Consider the following 19,773-nt stretch of genomic DNA (forward strand, 5'->3'; position numbering starts at 1 on the left):
TTAGACTGCTCAGAAAGTGAATTGAGCAAATCATTTTGAATTATAGAAAGTCTTTTAGATCAGGTTTGACGCCATTCCAAATGGAAAAAGATTCAATCGCTTGACCAACCAACATGCCAAAACCTTCTGAGGTTGGAACATGGCGTGCTTTGGCTTGATCCAAAAATGTCGATGGTTTGCCATAGGCCATTTCATAGGCGTGCGTGAATTGTAATGCTTCAGGCAAAATTAGCGGATCACCCGTTAAGCTGGCCGATGTGGCATTAATCACCAGATCAAATTGACCTGCTAAGTCAGTGAGGGCAATGGCTGCAAGTTCGGCATTGGTGACAGCAGTTTTTAAGTCAGCGACCAATTGTTCAGCACGCGCTAAAGTCCGGTTGGCAATGACGATTTTTTTGGCCCCAGCTTGTACCAGTGGATAAATTACGCCACGTGTTGCACCGCCTGCACCTATAATTAAAATATCGGTCTGTTCTAAATTCCAATCTAAGGCATGAATGGCATTCACCAAGCCTTGACCATCAGTATTATCACCGTGTAATTGACCATCTTGCATCCATAATGTATTGACCGCACCTGCAATTTTGGCACGTTCAGTAAGGACGGTACATTGTGCATACGCTTGTTCTTTAAATGGAACAGTGACATTCATACCGATACCACCTTCGGCAAAGAAGGATTCGACACTGTGCTGAAAACCATCGAGTGGCGCAAGTCGTTTGCTGTACTGAATGTCGAGGCCTGTTTTTTCAGCGAAGGCATGATGAAGTTCAGGTGAGCGTGATTGTTCAATCGGGTTGCCAATCACGGCAAATTGTTTGCTCATTGCACAGCGTCCATGTAGATGTGAAAGAGCAGACAATATACGCCAAATGTGATGATGGCTAAAGTTCGGGCAGTCTTAAAATCGTGAAATAAAGGAGGAAAATTAAGGATTACAAATATCTAAGACGCTTTGAATCAAGATGCTGGCAGCACTGATGACTAAACCAATCAAGGCAACCACCATGAAGCCAATAGCCAAATTGTCATTCAAAGACGTTTCGGAAAAAATATTAGTACTGATAGCGCTGATCAGCACAACAGCAAAGCTCCAAAACACCAAGGCAGTAAGACTGACTGCTTTTTTATTGAGTGTTTGATGTGTCATGTGCGTTGTACTCCGTACAAGAAAGTTACAGCCATGAGTTTATTGACACATTGTGCAATGACATAGCGTAAAGCTGTTTAAAAGATGTGTCATTGTTGAGCAATATGATTACAAAGTAAATGCTTAAAAAATTTATTTATGCATCAAGATATTACCTAGAAATATAAATACTTTAATTAAAAGGCAATGAAAAGCCCCTGATGGACAGAGGCAAATACATGTCTATCTATTTTATTTCAATATATTAAGCCAATCATGCGGTTTTAAATAAAAGTCGGTAAGCTTTTTCTCGGCAGAATTTTCTTCCCATTCAGGACGATACGACCAGCCCGCCAAAGGTGGCATACTTACTAAAATGGATTCAATACGCCCACCAGTTTGTAAACCAAATAAGGTGCCACGGTCATACACTAGGTTATATTCAACGTAACGACCACGACGGTAAAGTTGGAAGTCTCGTTGTGCTTCGGTATAGGCTTTGTCTTGGTTTCTTTGGAAGATTGGTAAAATCGCCTCTAAATAACCATTACCCACGGCCTGCATATATTTGAAGCAGGTTTCAAAGTCCCATTGGTTGAGATCATCAAAGAATAAACCGCCCACACCACGTTGTTCATCACGGTGTTTGAGATAGAAATAGTCATCACACCATTTCTTATGTTCATCATAGAGTGTATCGCTAAATGGGGCACAAAGATCATGGGCAGTTTGATGCCAAGACAAGACATCTTCATCATTTGGATAAAATGGAGTGAGGTCAAAACCACCGCCAAACCACCAAATCGGATCTTGGCCTTCTTTTTCCGCGACAAATAAACGCACATTGGCATGTGAGGTTGGGACGTTGGGGTTTTTCGGGTGAATTACCAACGACACGCCCATGGCTTGTGCTTTTGCACCTGCAATAGCGGGATGGCGTTCAGTCGCAGAGGCCGGTAATTTTGAAATGTTGATGTGCGAGAACATCACGCCGCCTTTTTCAATCACCGTTCCATTTTGAAGAACACGTGAGCGACCACCACCACCTTCAGGGCGTTCCCAGTCATCGATCGAAAACTCGGCACTTCCGCCACCAGCACGTTCTTGCTGTTCCAATGCGGCACAAATCCGTGCCTGTAAATCGCGAAGGAATTCATCTACACGTTGAATATCGGCTGAAGTTGGATTCTGCATGGTGACCTTTATTAAAATAATTTAAAGATAAGTGTCATCAAAGCATAAATTAGGTGAAAACTTAAGGCATTTTTCCCGATACTCAGCATCGGATCTTTGCTTTAAATCTAGAAATCTAGTGATTAAACCAAAAGATCATGCAAAGTTAGCAGCAATTGCTCCGGCTGAAATTAGGCCTATTCCGACAAATTTGCTAGGTTGAATTCACATCTGAAGCTCAGCACAATAATCATCAGGTAGATTTAAATTGAATCTCATTGATTGAAATGGTGCATCGATGTCTCAGCAGGCGAGTTCTTTAATTCAAAAATACAATGTACCAGGTCCACGCTATACCAGTTATCCAACCGTACCGTATTGGGAGGAAGCTGAGTTTTCATTGCAACAGTGGAAACAGGGATTGAAGCGTTCATTTGATGAGACCAATCACAGTGAAGGCATCAGTCTGTACATTCATCTGCCATTTTGTGAAAGCTTATGTACGTTTTGTGGTTGCCATAAAAAAGTCACAAAAAAACATGAGATGGAGCTGCCTTATATTCAGGCGGTGCTGAAAGAATGGGACTTATATTGTCAACTCTTGGTTGATCGGCCAATAATTAAAGAAATTCATTTGGGCGGTGGAACGCCTACTTTCTTTTCTCCTGAGCATCTCACCCAGTTGATTCAAGGCATTCTAGTGCATGCTGATATTGCCGATACACATGAATTTAGCTTTGAAGGGCATCCGAACAATACCACACGTGAGCATTTACAAGCTTTGTATGATGTTGGTTTTCGACGCGTAAGTTATGGAGTGCAGGATTATAATGAGAAGGTGCAAAAAGCCATCCACCGTATTCAGCCCTTTGCACATGTTGAACAAGTGACACAGTGGGCACGTGATATTGGCTATACCTCTATTTCGCATGACTTGGTTTTTGGTTTGCCATTTCAGGATTTAAACGACGTGTTGCATACCATTGAACAGACCAATCGTTTGATGCCAGATCGTCTAGCCTTTTATAGCTATGCACATGTACCATGGATTAAGGGCAATGGTCAGCGTGGTTTTAAAGATGCCGATGTCCCGAAAGATGATTTAAAGCGTCAATGCTATGAAGAAGGTAAAAAACAGCTACTGGCGCAGGGCTATCATGAAATTGGGATGGATCATTTTGCATTAACCCAAGATCCGATGTATCAAGCTTTTCAGCAGGGCAGTTTGCACCGTAATTTTATGGGCTATACCGCATCGAAAACCCAACTGATGATTGGTCTCGGCTTATCTTCGATCAGTGATAGTTGGTACAGCTTTGCACAAAATGAAAAGAAAATTGAAGACTATTATGCACGTTTAGAGCAAAACCAAATTCCTGTTTATAGAGGTCATGTGCTGACTGAAGAAGACTTGATTATCCGTAAACATATTCTGAATTTGATGTGTACATTCCATACTTCGTGGGCAAATACAGACATGCAATTTCCAGAAATTGATGAAGTGGTTGCACAATTAACAGAAATGCAGGCGGATGAATTATTAGAGTTGGGTGATCAGAGCATCCAAATTACCGAAAAAGGCAAACCTTTTGTACGTAATATCTGCATGGCTTTTGACTTAAGGTTAAAACGCCGTGTGCCGGAAAATCGTATTTTTTCGATGACGATTTGAATCTCCCTTAACCCCTCTTTAATAAAGAGGGGGAAGCCTCCCTTTTGTAAAGGGAGGTTTGGAGGGATTAATTTATGGAGAATTTAAAGGATTTTTAAAAATCGTCCTTTTGATACATATGCGACATACGATCATGTTTGGTTTTTAAATATTGTTCGTTAAAGGGATTTAAACCCACAGTCAGCGGAACACGATCAACGACATTCACACCTTGCTCTTGGAGCGCTTCAATTTTTAATGGGTTATTGGTAATGAGACGCACAGCCGTAATATTGAGATGATTCAACATGATAGGGCACATATCATAACGACGTGCATCGGCAGGAAGATCCAATAATAAATTGGCATCCACTGTGTCATGGCCTTGGTCTTGTAGGGCATAAGCACGGATTTTATTGGTTAAACCAATACCACGACCTTCTTGACGTAAATATAAAATCACCCCTTGACCCGCTTCATTAATTAATTTTTGGGTGGCTTGAAGTTGTGGGCCGCAGTCACATTTGAGTGAAGCGAAGGCATCACCTGTCAGGCATTCGGAGTGGATACGTACTAAAACAGGTTCAGTGGGAGCTTGTTCTAGTCCTTTAGAGAGTGCGACATGTTCTTCACCGGTTTCAGGATCCTGAAAAACCGTAATATTGAATTCACCAAAAGCGGTCGGTAATCTTGACGTTGCGACAAATTCTATAGGCACTGCTTAACCCGTTTATTCGATTATAAATTGGCTAAAGTATAGCGTAATGCTTGGACATTGGTAGAATTGCAACGACGAATTTATGCAGAACATTTTCTTTTTTGTATAAAGCGAACGATAATAGTTGATAAATAGGAAGATTATTCAGGATAATCTGACTCATTCAAAATCTCCCCAACGAGATCATTGCTAAAAATTACATCGCTACAAGTTTGGCTGATTGTAAGGTGATACAATTCGACGATATGATCGAGTTACCCATTTAGACCGAGCTTAGGAATTTGCCAGGCTTTAGAAGGCTTTGCCACATTATGCTGTATAAAGAAATACCATTTCAACGCCCTGTAACACCGTTGCTGGATACGATTAACCATCCTCAACAACTTCGTTTACTCGAGCGCAGCCAATTAGAGCAAGTGGCGGATGAGTTACGTCAATTTATTTTGTATGCGGCCGGACAAAGTGGTGGGCATTTTGGTGCCAATCTTGGGGTGATCGAATTAACCGTGGCATTGCATTACTGTTTTGATACACCACGTGATCGTCTGATTTGGGATGTGGGTCATCAAGCCTATCCGCATAAAGCCTTAACTGGTCGTCGTGAACAATTAGTGACGATTCGTGCCAAAGATGGTTTGGCTGCGTTTCCTGCCCGTGAAGAATCTGAATTTGACACCTTTGGTGTAGGCCATTCATCAACAGCGATTTCTGCTGGTCTTGGGATGTCATTGGCACGTCGCTTCAAGCAAGATCCCTGTCATGTGGTTGCAATCGTGGGTGATGGCGCGATGACAGCGGGCATGGCTTTTGAAGCCATGAACGATGCGGTGGCACACAATGCTGACCTCATGGTGGTATTGAACGACAACGATATGTCGATCTCATGCAGTACTGGTGGTTTTGCTAAGCATTTGGCTGCGATTTGGGAAAGTGGTCAATCGGTGAATATTTCTGAAAATGGCGAAGCCTATATTCAACCTCATCCTGAATGGGCGTATAACTCACGCCTACATTGTGCTGCGACCGATGCTGCAGACAACCTATTTAAAGCCATTGGCTTTGACTACTTTGGTCCTTTTGATGGGCACGATGTTGAACAATTGACACATGTGTTTGAAGCCTTAAAAAAACGCAGAGGCCCACGTTTAGTGCATGTCTATACCAAAAAAGGTAAAGGCTTTGCACCTGCCGAAGCAGATCAAATTAAATACCATGCCATCAGTAAACTGAATGCACCTGCTGCTGTGGCAACTGCACCGAAATATTCAGATGTTTTTGGTCAGTGGTTATGTGATGAAGCTGTACAGGATGATCGTTTATTAGCGATTACTCCTGCGATGTGTGAAGGCTCAGGCATGGTGCAATTTGCAAAGCAGTTCCCTGAGCGTTTTTTTGATGTTGCCATTGCAGAACAACATGCGGTGACTTTGGCTGCGGGTATGGCCTGTGAAGGGGTAAAACCGGTTGTTGCAATCTATTCAACCTTTTTACAACGTGGTTATGACCAACTGATTCATGACGTCGCTTTGCAAAATCTTGATGTGACATTTGGTATCGACCGTGCAGGTTTGGTTGGTGAAGATGGCCCAACGCATGCAGGTGCATATGATTATGCCTTTATGCGTACCGTGCCGAACATGGTGATCATGGCGCCGAAAGACGAAAATGAATGTCGTCAAATGTTGCATACGGCTTATTTGTATAAAGGCCCAGCGGCAGTACGTTACCCACGAGGTAATGGACTAGGTGTTGAGATTCAGCAAGAGATGACCGAGCTTGAAATTGGCCGTGGTGAAGTTCTTGCAAACTTCAATGTTCAGCAAGATGCAACAATTTCGATTTTAGCATTTGGTAGCCGTGTTCAGGCAGCGGTTGAGGCGGCTGAAGTATTGGCTGAAAAACTGGATGTTGCAGTTCGTGTGCTAAATATGCGTTTTGTAAAACCATTAGATACACAGTTGATCGATCAAATCGCGGCAAGCACGCAACTATTTGTGACAGTTGAAGAGCATGCAGTGATGGCGGGTGCGGGTAGTGCGGTAAATGAATATTTAGCGCAGGCTAGTATTGTTAAACCGATGCTGAATTTAGGTTTGTCAGATGAATTTATGCATCAGGCGACACATGCTCAAATGCTACAACAAGCTGGACTAGATGCTGAAGGCATTATCACTTCTGTGACACAAAGCTGGATAAAACATAAGTCAACTGTAGTTTGCTGAATTTCTAATTTTTAGAAACATTTTTTCCCTAAAAGCCCTTATATTTGATAAGATATAAGGGCTTTTATGCATTATTCTTTATCAGTATCTTCAAATTTGTAGTGGGTGTTCAATGGAACCTATGGTGGTTATGGCTGCGCGTGCGGCTCAATTAGTTGGTCAAGAGCTTTTAAAAGCGCATCAAAATCGTCATAAACTCGATCTACAAGTCGAAGAAAAAGGAATTGATGGTCCAGTAACGCGTGTAGACCGTTATTTGGAACAATTGACTATCGATACCCTACGTAAAAGCTATAAAAATCACAGTTTCCTAGGCGAAGAGTTTGGTCTTCAAGAAGGTAAAGGTCATGACGCTGATTGGTGTTGGATCATCGACCCACTTGATGGCACATTAAACTTCGTTAATGGTGTTCCACATTTCTGCATCTCTATCGCAGTTCAACATAAAGGTGTAACTCAGCACGGTGTTATTTATGACCCTGTGAAAGATGAGTTGTTCTCTGCAAGCCGTGGTCGCGGTGCGATGATGAACCAACGCCGTATTCGTGTAAATGTAAAAGACAGCTTAGAAAACACTTTCCTTTCAGTGGGTCATGCGTATCGTAAAATTCGTAATGGCGAAGTGGTTTCTTATGCGAAAAACCATTTCAACTCATTGTTAAATGTGACTGAAGCCGGTGCTCAATACCGTCGTTCAGGTTCTGCTGCTCTTGATCTAGCATATGTTGCTGCTGGTCGTTTCGATGGTTATTTCGAACTTGGTTTGAAACCATGGGACATCGCTGCGGGTGAACTTATTGTAAAAGAAGCGGGTGGTACTGTGGTTGATGCTCGTGGTGGTAACGACTCAATGGACAATGGTCAAGTACTTGCATGTTCTATGAAAATGCTTAAACCGCTTATGCAAGCTGTAGTTCCAGCTTGGGGTGAAGCTGCTAAATAATAGAACGCTTAGTTCGAGTTTATTGACAGAATAATGAAATAAAGCCCTCTTTATGAGGGCTTTATTTTTGTCTAATCGGTCAAAAATAAAGGCTTAAACACCTATAATTTAAAGCTTCTTACAAAAAATATTCTGAAGTTGACTAAAACAGGTGACATTTAAAAACTTTCTGCTATAATCCCCGCACGCACTAAATTTCGTTCATTACCTGAACATTCTCTTCTATCATTGTGTATGCGCGTTCCGGTCCAAAGAGAGGACGATATTTCGCGCCCCACCCAATCGCTAAGCGATTCCTTCAGGTTGCGGCTGTAATCATGTGTGCGTTATACACATCGTCGTTCTCGGATCGCCGCTGATTCTATATTTTCAGCGTTTTTTGCTGTGCCGCTTTTTGCCGATGTCCATCTGAATTTATATTTTTAATGGAGCACCCATTTTTGGGGTGAAATACTCTATGAGCAAAACTTTTGCTGATTTTCCTTTACATGAGTCGTTACAACTAGCATTACAAGGTCTAGGTTTTACTACTCCGACTCCAGTGCAAGAACAATCAATTCCAGCTGCATTAGAAGGTAAAGACCTTCTTGTATCAAGCCAAACTGGTTCTGGTAAAACTGCTGCATTCTTACTCCCAACTGTGAATGCTTTGGCTGGTCAAGACACTTTGATGTCTTTCAAAGAGCGCATGAAAGCGGTAACTGCACCGTCTATTCTTGTACTTTGCCCTACACGTGAATTGGCTCAACAGGTGAGCCAAGACGCAATTGCTTTAGTACGTCATATGAAAGGTGTTCGTATTGCTGCAATTATGGGTGGTATGCCTTTCGGTAAACAAATTCAACAGCTTAAAGGTGCACAAGTTGTCGTAGCGACTCCAGGTCGTTTACTTGACTTGGTTAACCGTCGTCAAATTAAACTAGACAACGTTGATGCGTTAATCGTTGACGAAGCTGACCGTATGCTTGACTTAGGTTTCTCTGAAGACCTAGAAGCGATCAGCGACTTGGCTGCTAACCGTAAACAAACATTAATGTTCTCTGCAACATTTGCGCCGCGTATCATTACACTTGCAGAACGCATGATGAATGATCCACAGCGTATTGCGATTGAAACTGGTCACTCTACAAATACTGACATTACTCAGACTCTTCATTGGACTGACGGTTTCGAACACAAGAAAAAACTTTTGACTCACTGGTTATCTGATGAGTCTGTAGATCAAGCAGTTGTATTCGCATCTACTCAAGAAGATACAGATATGTTGGCTGAAGAACTTGCAGAAGCAGGTCACTCAGTTGTCGCTCTTCACGGTGCAATGCCACAAACTGTACGTAACCGTCGTTTACGCAGCATTCGTGAAGGTCGTGCAAAAATCTTAGTTGCGACTGACGTTGCTGCACGTGGTCTAGACGTACCAACTATTTCTCACGTAATTAACTTCGGTCTTCCAATGAAGAACGAAGACTATGTACACCGTATCGGTCGTACAGGTCGTGCGGGCCGTACTGGTAACGCGATTACTTTAGCGACTTACCGTGAACGCGGTAAAATCCGTGCTTTAGAAGACTTCTTAGATGCACGTTTAAATGTGTCTGAAATTGAAGGTCTTGAGCCATCTCCACCTCCTGCACGCGGTAGCCGTGATGGCGGTCGTGGTCGTCGTGATGGTGGTCGCGGTGGTCGTGGTGGCTTCGGTGGCGGTCGTCGTTTTGAAGGTGAATCAAACTTCAAACGTCGTGAAGGCAACCGTGATGGCGAACGTCGTTCATTCGGTGGCGAAGATCGTCCACGTCGCGAATACAACAACGATCGTCCACGTCGTGAAGGTGGTTTCGAAGATCGTCCACGTCGCGAATTTAACAACGATCGTCCACGTCGTGAAGGCGGTTTCGAAGATCGTCCACGTCGTGAATTTAACAACGATCGTCCACGTCGTGAAGGCGGTTTTGAAGATCGTCCACGTCGCGAATTTAACAGCGATCGTCCACGTCGTGAAGGTGGTTTTGACCGTCGTTCTAACGATGACAACCGTGGTAACCGTGTAGATTACAAACCAGCTCGTGAAGGTTATGGCGATCGTCCAAAACGTTCATTTGGTGAAGATCGTCCACGTCGTGAATTCAACGGTGACCGTCCTCAACGTTCATTTGGTGAAGATCGTCCAAAACGTTTCGGCGATGACCGTCCAAAACGTTTCGGTGATGATAAACCACGTGGCGAACGCACTTTCGGTGAAGATCGTCCACGTCGTAAATTCAATGACTAATTGAATTTCGAAAGAAATATCGAAAAAACCGGTGGAAACACTGGTTTTTTTTATGGATTTAAATTAGCTTTTTAATCAGAAAAATGTATACTTGATCAAACTTTATGTGTTTAATGATAATTAATATGAATGGAAACGCGTTGGCAAATATGCGTACAGTGATGATCGAGGTACTTATGCCTTATATCGGTTTGACACTCTTATTGTGTAATATCGTTTACTATATATACAATTATTTTAACTAAATTCTTCTATTGGGTTGAAGACAGCCTCTATAAAATCGCATTAATAATAAAAAACAATTTACCTGACAGAATGCAGGGATATGCGCTCATGCAATGGTAACATTTTAAACTTCAATCCTTTATAGTATGCATGCTGAAAAAAATGCAGGAAAATCCTCAGCTATGAATAATCAAACGTCTTCTCAGACTCAGGCACTGATCGAAGTGAAAAACCTGAGTTTTAAGCGAGGAGAGCGCGTCATTTATGACAATGTCAGTTTAAAAATTCGTCGTGGTCAGATCACTGCAATTATGGGTCCATCTGGTACAGGTAAAACGACTTTACTCCGTTTAATTGGTGGTCAATTGACTCCCGATAATGGAGAAGTGTTGCTTGATGGGCAGGACATTGCACAGATGTCACGTCAGGAACTCTTCGCTGCGCGTGCGCGTATGGGGATGTTGTTTCAGAGCGGTGCATTATTTACCGATATGTCGGTATATGAAAACGTAGCCTTTCCAATTCGTGCCCATACCAAGTTGCCAGAGCATTTGATCGCTGAAATTGTTGCGTTGAAATTAGAGTCGGTTGGTTTACGTGGTGCAGAACAAATGATGCCCTCTGAACTATCGGGTGGTATGAATCGTCGTGTGGCTTTGGCTCGTGCAATTGCACTCGATCCTGAGCTGATCATGTATGACGAACCCTTTGCAGGGCAAGACCCGATTGTGATGGGGGTTTTAACTCGCTTGATTCGTTCGCTACGTGAAGCTTTAGATTTAACTACGATTATTGTCTCTCATGATGTGGCTGAAACATTATCAATTGCAGATTACATCTATGTGGTGGCTGAAGGGAAAGTGCAGGGCGAGGGAACACCTGAGCAGTTAAAAGCACATGCCTCGCCGTTTGTGAAGCAGTTCTTGACGGGTTCGGTAGAAGGTCCAGTCGATTATCAATTCAGTCATCAGCCCTATTTAAATCATGAGGTTCGTTCATGAATGCTATTGCCGCATTAGGTAGACGCGTCATTGAACGTGTTCGAGGAATCGGCGTAGCAACCATTATGTTGCTGCAGATTCTTTTTTCCATGCCGACTTTACTTGGCGTGAAATTGTTTATTTATCAGATGTACCGTGTTGGTGTGCTTTCATTACTGATTATTGTGGTATCTGGCTTATTTATTGGCTCGGTACTGGGTTTGCAAATGTATAGCATTCTGTCGACCTTTGGTAGTGAAGCAATGCTCGGTACCGCCGTTGCACTGACGTTACTGCGTGAACTTGCACCTGTGGTGGCGGCTTTACTCTTTGCAGGTCGTGCAGGCTCTGCTTTGACGGCTGAAATTGGTTTGATGAAAGCCACTGAGCAGTTGTCGAGTATGGAAATGATCGGGGTCGATCCATTAAAACGAGTGATCTCGCCTCGACTTTGGGCCGGTATTTTTAGCTTACCAATGTTGTCGGTGATTTTCGCTGCGGTCGGCATCATGGGCGGTAAATTGGTGGGTGTTGATTTTCTGGGTGCAGATGAAGGCTCTTATTGGAGTGGCATCGAGAACAGTGTGCAATTCTTTAAAGACGTCTTTAATGGCACCATCATCAAAAGTTTTGTTTTTGCATTAATTTGTACTTGGATTGCGGTCTATCAGGGTTATGCCTGTGTCCCAACTTCAGAAGGTATTGCAACGTCGACCACACGTACTGTCGTGTATTCTTCGTTGTGTGTTTTAGGTTCAGATTTCGTGTTGACTGCGGTCATGTTCGGAGGTATTTAATGAAATCACGTACGAGTGAACTGGCCGTCGGTTTTTTTGTCATTCTGTTTGCTATCGCTATTTTCTTCTTGGCGATGCGTGTGAGTGGTTTGGTCGGCAATAACATCGAAGACAGTTATGAATTGACCGCGACATTTGAAAATGTAAACGGGATTAAACCCCGTGCCAAAGTCACCTTAAGCGGTGTTAAAGTTGGTCAAGTGGAATCGTTGAAACTCGATCCTGTGACGCGTTTAGTGACAGCACATCTCATTATGGATGGCTCATTAACCTCTTACAATGCAGAACAATTAAAAGAAGTGCAAAAGAATGCACTCGAAGAACTGCGTTACACATCAGACTATGAAGCAGCGACACCTGCGAAACAAAAAGAAATGGAACAGCAACTGATTGCTAACATGAAATCCATCACCAATATCGATGAAGATGCTTACATTATGGTGGCAACCAATGGTTTATTGGGCGAGAAATATTTGAAAATTGTACCGGGTGGTGGTGTCAACTTCTTAAAACGTGGTGACCAAATTGGTAATACCCAAGGTACGATGGAAATCGAAGATTTGGTGTCTAAATTTGTGACCGGTGGTGCAGGGAACAAATCTGACAACACAGCAGATGCTGAACAAAAAACAGAAGCTGCTGACACAACAACGGCAGAAGAACCTGCATTTGTTGAATAATTTTTAGGAGAAAATAAGTGAACACATTGTTAAAACATACGCTTACAGCAAGTATCTTATCAACTATGATGGCAGGTACAGCTTTTGCTGCTCCAAGCGAAGCACCACCTGCATTTGTAAAAAAAGTGGCTGATGGCCTCATTACACGTTTAAAAGCAGACCACGCAAAACTACAAAATAACCCTGCGGCTGTGAAAACGATTGTTCGTCAAAACTTAGACCCGTATATCGATTCACAAGCGTTCACACGTATCGTGATGGGTACTTATGCAACGAATCAATACAGCTCAGCGGCTCAACGTGCGCAGTTTGAACGTAACTTCCGTGCAACACTGATTGAAAACTATGGTTCAGCTTTTGCTAAGTTTAGTAACCAAACATATAGCATGCGTCCTTATAAAGCATCGAACAGTAAGAACCCTGTTGTAACGATTGATTTCCATAACAACGGTGAAAAAATTCCAGTCTCTTTCCAGTTGGCGGATAAAGGTTCACAATGGAAAATCCGTAATATCAACGTTTCGGGTATCGATCTAGGCTTACAATTCCGTAATCAGTTTGCGGCGACTGTAAAACGTAATGGCGGTAACATTGATAAAGCAATTGCGAACTTCAAACCTGATGCTGATGCTGCATTAGACAAGAAAAAATAAGATAGGTGATGTGTGATTAAACTTCATCAACAAGAATTGATGGTTTCAGGCAAAATCGATTACAACAATGCCGAATTGTATTATCAAGACGGCTTGAAATTGATTCAACAACAGCAAGCTTTTCCCTTGGTGGTCAATCTTGCTGAGCTTGAGCATGGCAGTACTTTGGCTTTAGCTGTTTTGGTCCGTTGGTTACGTCAAACGCCAAAAGCGCAAGGTTTGCAGTTTAAAGCAGTCCCTGAAAAAATGATGAAGATTATTCAAGCCTGTCATCTTGAGCATGACTTGCAATTGATCTAAATAAAAAAAAGCACCATAAGGTGCTTTTTTTTATTTCAGCGTGATAAGAAGTTCTCGTAAGTCCACGCAATAGGAAAGGATCAAATCCATTTCTTCCAGCGGAAGTACATCAATGGGCCAATAAAGAATGCCACGATGATTAAGCTGACCACGATAAAACTGGTTGTACCATGTGCGAAGGGCAGTACATCGGTATTCATCCCATAGACGCTAGCCACTAACATCGGTGGCGCAAGCATACTTGGTAAAATCGAGAATCGACGAATCGTATCATTCTGTTCGGTATTAATGAACCCAGAAGTGGTATCCAGTAAGAATCGAACCTTTTGGAACAAGAAGGCATCATGCTCAACAAGAGAGCGTACGTCTTCGCTGAGTTCTCGGATGTCGGCATCATAAATATGACTGCCCAAGGCGCGAGGACGTGACAGGAAGGTGAGAACACGACGTAAATCGATCAGACACAGCTGTGCTTTCCCGAGCATATCTTCTAAATGCGCAAGTCGGGTAATCATGTCATCTAAGTCTAAAATCATCTCACGATGACGGTTATTCAGCACTTCTGTGGAATACTTTTCTAAGTCCTTGTGGATATCTTCCAAGATATCCGCAAGCTCATCGAGTTTGGCTTCTAAAAGACCCAATAAAATCCAAGTTGGATCTTTATAGTCAATTTCATAGTCATTACGACGCGCACGGGCACGAAAGGCACGGAAAGCCACCAGCTTTTCACCCCGTAAAGTGAATAAGCGCTCTTTATGCAAAATAAAGGCAACTGTCTGCACGGTAGCTAAGGTGCTGGCATTTTCTTCTGGTTCGCCATCGACCTGAAAATTTTTATTTTTCGTTAAAAAATAGGTGCTGATGTGCAAAATACCATCGTCATCACGGTAGAATCGTGCACTCGACGAAATATCTTCTAATGATTTTAATGTAGGTAAATTCTGATCATAGGCATCCATAATCCATTGCTGCTCTTCCTGAGACGGGGCAATGAGATCGAGCCAGACTAAATCCTGATGTAAATCGAAGTCACCATTGATGGTGACATCTTCTAAGCTACCGCGCTCTGTCGCGTAAAAGGCTTCAAGCATGTTGTCTTTTCCCCTTACGCAGTAAGTTAAAAATGAATGGGTGTATTTTAGACAAGGATTTGCTTAAAAACACTGTTCTAATGATTATTTTATGAAAAAATCTGTTTAAAGTTGATTTTTCCAGCATAGTACTCCTGATCTGATGGTGATTATAAATGAAATCTATCGCAATTTTCTGTGGTTCCGCCCTTGGTAACAATCCTATCTATTTACAGGTGGCTGAAAAAGTCGGTCGTCATTTAGCGGCCCAAGGTATTACATTAGTCTATGGTGGTGGCCGTTCAGGTTTGATGGGTGTCGTGGCAGATAGTGCTTTGCGTGCAGGTGGGCAAGTCGTTGGGGTGATTCCAAAAGTCTTGGTCGATAAAGAATTGGCACATCCAGATTTAACCGAATTGCATGTGGTAGAAAATATGCAACAACGGAAAACCAAAATGTCTGAACTCTCGGATGGATTTGTAGCGATTCCTGGTGGAGCAGGGACTTTAGAGGAAATTTTTGAGCAGTGGACGTGGGCTCAATTGGGCATTCATTTAAAGCCATGTGCCTTTCTCAATGTAGATGGTTTTTATGACGATTTATTGAATTTTCTAAAAACAACTGCAGAAAAAGGCTTTACCCATCCGCGTTTTATCGAAGGCTTAATTGCAGAAGATAATATTGAAACGATTGTTGAGCAGTTTCAACATTTCACTGCGCCAGAGCCGAAATGGGGCATGGTTGAACGTACAGCCTTTATCGCCGATTTGGAACAAGATAGATGAAAATTATCACTGTTGCCGCAGCCATTATTTTAAATGAACAGCATGAACTTTTAGTGGTTCGTAAAAAACACACGGCATTCTTTATGCAAGTAGGTGGAAAATTAGAACCCAATGAAGCTCCTGAAATCACCATGCTACGTGAAATTCAGGAAGAAATTGGCTGCGCTGCGCAGATTGAACAATTCATTGGCCGTTTTGAAACGGCCGCTGCGAACGAAGTCGATCATCTACTGGTGAGTTATGTCTATCTGGTCCAGTTGCAAGGTGAACCGAAAATTGATGCGGAAATTGCAGCGATGCAATGGGTCAGCTTGGATGATACACAAACAAAACTTGCACCTTTAACACGTGAGGTGGTGATTCCTTGGGTGAAGCAGCAGGCGCGATCTCTTGCTGAAAGCTAAACCGCTTCGCGTGTTCATTTTCTTTAGAGGTTGATGTTTGAAACTAAGGCTGTGCCGCAGCAATGCATGCGGCATATACCTGCGTGCAATGTAGCTGATGTAACAGCTTGCTTAATGCATGGATTGAACTTCCCGTGGTCACCACATCATCGATGATGAGGACTTTACGGAAACGGCGTTTTTCAGTTGGGTCGATAATAAATTGCTGTTCGATATTTTCTAGGCGTTCTAGCCGACTTAAACCTTTTTGAGCGTGCTGTGCTTGACGAATCACGGGTTGCCAAACAGGGATGCGCAATTGCTTTGCCATCATGTGTGCAACGAGCAGCATTTGGTTGTATCCACGGTCCTTGAGGCGTTCTACTGAAATAGGCATGGGAACAATGGCCTGAACTCGAGCTAAGCGCATGCTTAAAAGGCTCTGTGCCAGTAAATTTTGATAGTGCAATTGTTGTTCATACTTATAGCTTTGGATGATGCGATCTATTGGGAAATCATAGTGAAAGGCACAAGAGATGCTGTGTTCATGGCGATCAACTACTTGTTTAAACCAAGGCAATTGTTCCCAACAATCGGTACAAAGCGAATGATGTTGTTGTCGATCGATACCACAGAGCAGGCAAGGGGAAACGCTCTGCAGTCCTTTTCGGATGAAGTGTTGGATAGATTGGAGCATATTTTTATTCTAATCATTCTTTTTTGAGTATTCTGCACAGTTTGTGGTGAAGTGCAATCACAACACCACAGAAACCTGTTCGATAAGCTTATTGGTTAAAGCCAATCTGTATTTTAGGATGATCGATCCGTCATCCTAATTATACATAGGCATAACGGGGTGCTTCAGGCAGCCATCGTTTTAAAAGCGCTTGAGCCTGTGCAGGATAATCATTTAGGACTTGTTGAGCCACATAGTGTGCCTGATTGAGTAAATGGTCATCTCGCTCTAATTTTGCTACACGAAAGCCCATATCGCCTGTTTGTTTAGTGCCGAGGAGCTCGCCGGGACCACGAATTTCCAAATCTTTTTCAGCAATGATAAAGCCATCATTGGTCTCGCGCATGATGCGTAAACGCTCTTGCCCATTTTGCGATAAGGGATTTTTATACAGCAAGGCACAGAAACTGGCTTTGGCACCACGTCCTACACGACCACGTAGCTGATGCAATTGTGAAAGCCCTAAACGCTCTGCATTTTCAATTACCATGATTGAGGCATTCGGGACGTCAACACCAACTTCAATCACTGTGGTTGCAATCAGTAATTGCAATTCATTATTTTTAAATTGCTGCATCACTGCTTGTTTTTCATCGGCCTTCATTTTGCCGTGAACAAGACCAATATTGAGGTCTGGAAAGCGTTCTTTAATTTCATTAAAAGTCGCTTCAGCGGCCTGAGCATCTAAAGTTTCTGATTGTTCAACTAAGGTACAGACCCAATAGGCTTGTTTACCTTCAGCACAATTGCTGGCAATCCGCTGTAGCACTTCTTCACGACGGTCAAGTGGAATAGTGACTGTTTGAATCGGTGTACGACCGGGTGGCAGTTCATCAATCACCGAGGTATCTAAGTCGCCATAAGCCGACATGGCCAAGGTACGAGGAATAGGGGTTGCCGTCATCACAAGTTGATGCGGTGTCATGCCATTGAGACCTTTGTTTCGTAGCGCCAAACGCTGATCGACGCCAAAACGGTGTTGTTCATCAATAATCACTAAACCCAATTTGGCAAATTGTACATTGTCTTGAAATAAAGCATGTGTGCCGACCACTAAATTGGCTGAACCATCTTGAATACTTTGTTCTGCAGCAGCTCGAGCTTTACCTTTTTGCTTGCCGGAAAGCCAAGACACGGTTAGACCCATAGGCTCAAACCATTTTTTGAAATTTAGATAATGTTGTTCGGCCAAAATTTCTGTTGGCGCCATCATGGCCACTTGCCAACCTTCCTCAAGCGCATGACAGGCTGCAACGCCTGCAACCAATGTTTTACCTGCACCTACATCGCCTTGTACGAGTCGCAGCATAGGTTTGTTCTTTTTCAGATCGACCGCAATTTCTTTGGACACACGTTTTTGTGCGCCGGTCATTTCAAATGGCAGCGTACTTAAAAGTTGTTTGGTGAAGTTCTTACTTGTAGAGAATGACGGTGCTTCGATTTGTTGAATATAAGCACGGCGGCTGAGCAAACTGACCTGATGGGCAACCAATTCTTCGAAAATTAAACGTTGCTGTGCAGGATGAGAACCTTGGCTGAGTTGCAACATATTGGCATCGACAGGGGGATGATGAATATAGTCCAAAGCCTGTTTTAGTGCATAGCCATTGGTGAATTTTTCCGGCAATAATTCAGGTAAGTCATCACTATATAACTGTAGTGCTTGTTTGACATATTCACGCAATTTGGACTGCGTTAAGCCTTCGGTTGCAGGGTAAATCGCAGTGAGTTGGGTTTGTGGTAAAGGTGTGTGTTCAGTAATCACCTGTAGTTCAGGATGATACATTTCTAAGCCACGAGCACCAACACGGACTTCACCAAAAATCCGTAAACGATTGCCCGGTTTTACCCGATCAGTAATGCCTTTGTAGATATGGTAAAAACGTAAAGTAACTTTGCCACAGTCGTCATCCAGTAGGGCGGCCATCGATTTACGCTTTCCGGGTGGAAAGTCGATACTTTTGACTGTACCTTCCAGTAAATAACTTCGACCCACGGTCAATTGGTTCATGGGGATGATCGTGCTACGATCTTCATAGTCGCGTGGCAGATGAAACAAAAGATCATCTGTCGTGAAAATATTTAGTTTTTCAAGTAAAGCAGCGGCGGCATTGCCAACCCCTTGCAATTGATGGACGGAAGCCATGTCCCCTCAACTTCGGTTTATATGATCTAAATGGATCAGTTCTGAGAATAGGTCGTTTGATGCATATTCTATTTATCGGTTATGGTAAAACATCGCAACGTGTTGCTAAACAATTATTTCAGCAAGGTCACCAAATTACCACAGTGAGTCGTAGTGCGAAAGAGGATGATTTTGCAGAACATTTAATCCAAGATATTCACCAACTGGATTTGTCGCAGGTTCAACCGATTGATGCTGTCTATGTTCTTTTGGCTCCTGCACGTCATGCTCAATTCAATGCTGTGGATGCTTACCGACATACTTATGTCGATTCTGTACAGCCAATTGTTCAAGCATTAGCACGTCATCCAATACAACGTTTAATCGTGGTGTCGTCCACTCGTGTCTATGGTGAGCATGCGGGGGAGCGCATTGATGATGATACTGTGCCACAACCGATCGATGAGCAGGGGATGTTGTTGCGCGAAATGGAGCATCGCTACTCACAAGCATTTCCTACCGAATGCGTGATTGTACGTCCATCTGGGATTTATGGCACATCGACAGCGCGAATGCAGAAACTGGCAGAAACGACTCATCGCTATCCCAATATCCATTGGTCAAATCGAATACATATCGATGATTTGGCAAAATTTCTGTGTCATCTACTTCACGTGGAACATCATGAAAAATCATATATTTGCACTAATAACCAACCTCAACCTTTGCATGAGCGAATCTTGGAATTGCAAAGAGCTATGCATTTACCCGAATTGGTTTTAGAGAGCGAAGCAGAAACAGGGAAAAAAATTTATGCAATGCGGATGATGGAGAGTGGTTTTAAGTTAGCGCACGATTGATTGTGATGTGTAGTGTAAAATTGGGGGTGATGTATAAAATTCAGTGTAGCTTGGTGAGTATTAAAAGA

19 protein-coding genes are annotated in these 19,773 nt (G+C 42.8%); 12 read left to right on the plus strand and 7 right to left on the minus strand.

What is annotated here, in order from left to right:
- Positions 1 to 40 precede the first annotated feature (40 nt).
- From aroE to hemF, 3 genes are all read right to left on the minus strand, one after another.
- Positions 41 to 829 (minus strand): shikimate dehydrogenase, encoded by a 789-nt coding sequence (aroE, locus tag FTU80_RS06885; RefSeq protein ID WP_180084599.1) that lies wholly within the window; start codon positions 827 to 829, stop codon positions 41 to 43.
- Between the two features lie 102 nt (positions 830 to 931).
- A complete protein-coding gene (locus tag FTU80_RS06890) occupies positions 932 to 1,153 on the minus strand; it encodes a hypothetical protein (protein WP_078189308.1) in 222 nt (73 codons plus the stop codon).
- Between the two features lie 231 nt (positions 1,154 to 1,384).
- The gene (gene hemF / locus FTU80_RS06895; protein ID WP_180084600.1) at positions 1,385 to 2,326 is read right to left on the minus strand and encodes an oxygen-dependent coproporphyrinogen oxidase; all 942 of its coding nucleotides are present in this window, start codon (positions 2,324 to 2,326) and stop codon (positions 1,385 to 1,387) included.
- A gap of 277 nt (positions 2,327 to 2,603) precedes the next feature.
- Here hemF and hemN point away from each other — a divergent pair, with 277 nt between their 5' ends.
- Positions 2,604 to 3,977: an oxygen-independent coproporphyrinogen III oxidase gene (hemN, locus tag FTU80_RS06900; RefSeq protein WP_180084601.1), complete on the plus strand. Its 1,374-nt coding sequence runs from the start codon at positions 2,604 to 2,606 to the stop codon at positions 3,975 to 3,977.
- 94 nt (positions 3,978 to 4,071) lie between these two features.
- Here the strand turns inward: hemN and ribA are convergent, their stop codons facing one another.
- Positions 4,072 to 4,674 (minus strand): GTP cyclohydrolase II, encoded by a 603-nt coding sequence (ribA, locus tag FTU80_RS06905; protein WP_168379100.1) that lies wholly within the window; start codon positions 4,672 to 4,674, stop codon positions 4,072 to 4,074.
- Between the two features lie 311 nt (positions 4,675 to 4,985).
- Between ribA and dxs the strand changes: the two genes are divergently transcribed.
- The 8 genes from dxs to FTU80_RS06945 all read left to right on the plus strand — a co-directional run bounded on the left by dxs (position 4,986) and on the right by FTU80_RS06945 (position 13,743).
- A complete protein-coding gene (gene dxs, locus FTU80_RS06910) occupies positions 4,986 to 6,896 on the plus strand; it encodes a 1-deoxy-D-xylulose-5-phosphate synthase (protein ID WP_180084602.1) in 1,911 nt (636 codons plus the stop codon).
- A gap of 112 nt (positions 6,897 to 7,008) precedes the next feature.
- Positions 7,009 to 7,839, plus strand: coding sequence for an inositol monophosphatase family protein (locus FTU80_RS06915; protein WP_078189303.1), 831 nt, complete (start codon positions 7,009 to 7,011; stop codon positions 7,837 to 7,839).
- A gap of 457 nt (positions 7,840 to 8,296) precedes the next feature.
- Entirely contained in the window at positions 8,297 to 10,108 is a 1,812-nt protein-coding gene (locus tag FTU80_RS06920; RefSeq protein WP_078189302.1) for a DEAD/DEAH box helicase, read from the plus strand.
- Between the two features lie 407 nt (positions 10,109 to 10,515).
- Entirely contained in the window at positions 10,516 to 11,334 is an 819-nt protein-coding gene (locus FTU80_RS06925) for an ABC transporter ATP-binding protein (RefSeq protein ID WP_111885426.1), read from the plus strand.
- Entirely contained in the window at positions 11,331 to 12,110 is a 780-nt protein-coding gene (gene mlaE / locus FTU80_RS06930; protein ID WP_078189301.1) for a lipid asymmetry maintenance ABC transporter permease subunit MlaE, read from the plus strand. The genes FTU80_RS06925 and mlaE overlap by 4 nt, the downstream gene beginning before the upstream one ends.
- Entirely contained in the window at positions 12,110 to 12,790 is a 681-nt protein-coding gene (locus FTU80_RS06935) for an outer membrane lipid asymmetry maintenance protein MlaD (RefSeq protein ID WP_180024337.1), read from the plus strand. Before mlaE ends, FTU80_RS06935 begins: the two co-directional genes overlap by 1 nt.
- Positions 12,791 to 12,807: 17 nt before the next feature.
- Positions 12,808 to 13,443 (plus strand): phospholipid-binding protein MlaC, encoded by a 636-nt coding sequence (locus FTU80_RS06940; RefSeq protein ID WP_078189299.1) that lies wholly within the window; start codon positions 12,808 to 12,810, stop codon positions 13,441 to 13,443.
- 39 nt (positions 13,444 to 13,482) lie between these two features.
- A complete protein-coding gene (locus tag FTU80_RS06945) occupies positions 13,483 to 13,743 on the plus strand; it encodes a lipid asymmetry maintenance protein MlaB (RefSeq protein ID WP_218945760.1) in 261 nt (86 codons plus the stop codon).
- Positions 13,744 to 13,823: 80 nt separating this feature from the next.
- Here the strand turns inward: FTU80_RS06945 and FTU80_RS06950 are convergent, their stop codons facing one another.
- On the minus strand, positions 13,824 to 14,837 hold the full coding sequence (locus FTU80_RS06950) for a CorA family divalent cation transporter (RefSeq protein WP_078189297.1): 1,014 nt from the start codon (positions 14,835 to 14,837) through the stop codon (positions 13,824 to 13,826).
- A 155-nt stretch (positions 14,838 to 14,992) separates the two neighbouring features.
- Here FTU80_RS06950 and FTU80_RS06955 point away from each other — a divergent pair, with 155 nt between their 5' ends.
- Positions 14,993 to 15,601 carry a TIGR00730 family Rossman fold protein gene (locus FTU80_RS06955; RefSeq protein WP_180084603.1) on the plus strand — a complete coding sequence of 203 codons (609 nt, stop codon included), beginning with the start codon at positions 14,993 to 14,995 and terminating at the stop codon, positions 15,599 to 15,601.
- Positions 15,598 to 16,005 carry an NUDIX domain-containing protein gene (locus FTU80_RS06960; RefSeq protein WP_180084604.1) on the plus strand — a complete coding sequence of 136 codons (408 nt, stop codon included), beginning with the start codon at positions 15,598 to 15,600 and terminating at the stop codon, positions 16,003 to 16,005. Before FTU80_RS06955 ends, FTU80_RS06960 begins: the two co-directional genes overlap by 4 nt.
- Positions 16,006 to 16,048: 43 nt before the next feature.
- On the opposite strand, the gene FTU80_RS06965 is transcribed toward FTU80_RS06960, so the two are convergent.
- Positions 16,049 to 16,681, minus strand: a complete 633-nt coding sequence (locus FTU80_RS06965; protein WP_180084605.1) for a ComF family protein — start codon at positions 16,679 to 16,681, stop codon at positions 16,049 to 16,051.
- Positions 16,682 to 16,820: 139 nt separating this feature from the next.
- Complete coding sequence (recG, locus tag FTU80_RS06970) at positions 16,821 to 18,866, minus strand: ATP-dependent DNA helicase RecG (protein ID WP_180084606.1); 2,046 nt, start codon at positions 18,864 to 18,866, stop codon at positions 16,821 to 16,823.
- 59 nt (positions 18,867 to 18,925) lie between these two features.
- Here recG and FTU80_RS06975 point away from each other — a divergent pair, with 59 nt between their 5' ends.
- Positions 18,926 to 19,705, plus strand: a complete 780-nt coding sequence (locus FTU80_RS06975; protein WP_180084607.1) for an NAD-dependent epimerase/dehydratase family protein — start codon at positions 18,926 to 18,928, stop codon at positions 19,703 to 19,705.
- Positions 19,706 to 19,773: the final 68 nt, after the last annotated feature.

The organism is Acinetobacter sp. YH12145, from assembly GCF_013418335.1.
Taxonomy (GTDB): Bacteria; Pseudomonadota; Gammaproteobacteria; order Pseudomonadales; family Moraxellaceae; genus Acinetobacter; species Acinetobacter amyesii.

Excerpts from the sequence above, each read along its gene's own strand:
- recG (WP_180084606.1), bottom strand. The coding sequence starts at position 18,866 with ATGGCTTCCGTCCATCAATTGCAAGGGGTTGGCAATGCCGCCGCTGCT.
- FTU80_RS06915 (WP_078189303.1), top strand. The coding sequence starts at position 7,009 with ATGGAACCTATGGTGGTTATGGCTGCGCGTGCGGCTCAATTAGTTGGT.
- FTU80_RS06975 (WP_180084607.1), top strand. The coding sequence starts at position 18,926 with ATGCATATTCTATTTATCGGTTATGGTAAAACATCGCAACGTGTTGCT.
- FTU80_RS06950 (WP_078189297.1), bottom strand. The coding sequence starts at position 14,837 with ATGCTTGAAGCCTTTTACGCGACAGAGCGCGGTAGCTTAGAAGATGTC.
- aroE (WP_180084599.1), bottom strand. The coding sequence starts at position 829 with ATGAGCAAACAATTTGCCGTGATTGGCAACCCGATTGAACAATCACGC.
- dxs (WP_180084602.1), top strand. The coding sequence starts at position 4,986 with ATGCTGTATAAAGAAATACCATTTCAACGCCCTGTAACACCGTTGCTG.
- hemF (WP_180084600.1), bottom strand. The coding sequence starts at position 2,326 with ATGCAGAATCCAACTTCAGCCGATATTCAACGTGTAGATGAATTCCTT.
- FTU80_RS06960 (WP_180084604.1), top strand. The coding sequence starts at position 15,598 with ATGAAAATTATCACTGTTGCCGCAGCCATTATTTTAAATGAACAGCAT.
- FTU80_RS06945 (WP_218945760.1), top strand. The coding sequence starts at position 13,483 with ATGGTTTCAGGCAAAATCGATTACAACAATGCCGAATTGTATTATCAA.
- FTU80_RS06935 (WP_180024337.1), top strand. The coding sequence starts at position 12,110 with ATGAAATCACGTACGAGTGAACTGGCCGTCGGTTTTTTTGTCATTCTG.
- mlaE (WP_078189301.1), top strand. The coding sequence starts at position 11,331 with ATGAATGCTATTGCCGCATTAGGTAGACGCGTCATTGAACGTGTTCGA.
- FTU80_RS06890 (WP_078189308.1), bottom strand. The coding sequence starts at position 1,153 with ATGACACATCAAACACTCAATAAAAAAGCAGTCAGTCTTACTGCCTTG.
- hemN (WP_180084601.1), top strand. The coding sequence starts at position 2,604 with ATGTCTCAGCAGGCGAGTTCTTTAATTCAAAAATACAATGTACCAGGT.
- FTU80_RS06955 (WP_180084603.1), top strand. The coding sequence starts at position 14,993 with ATGAAATCTATCGCAATTTTCTGTGGTTCCGCCCTTGGTAACAATCCT.
- FTU80_RS06920 (WP_078189302.1), top strand. The coding sequence starts at position 8,297 with ATGAGCAAAACTTTTGCTGATTTTCCTTTACATGAGTCGTTACAACTA.
- FTU80_RS06965 (WP_180084605.1), bottom strand. The coding sequence starts at position 16,681 with ATGCTCCAATCTATCCAACACTTCATCCGAAAAGGACTGCAGAGCGTT.
- FTU80_RS06925 (WP_111885426.1), top strand. The coding sequence starts at position 10,516 with ATGAATAATCAAACGTCTTCTCAGACTCAGGCACTGATCGAAGTGAAA.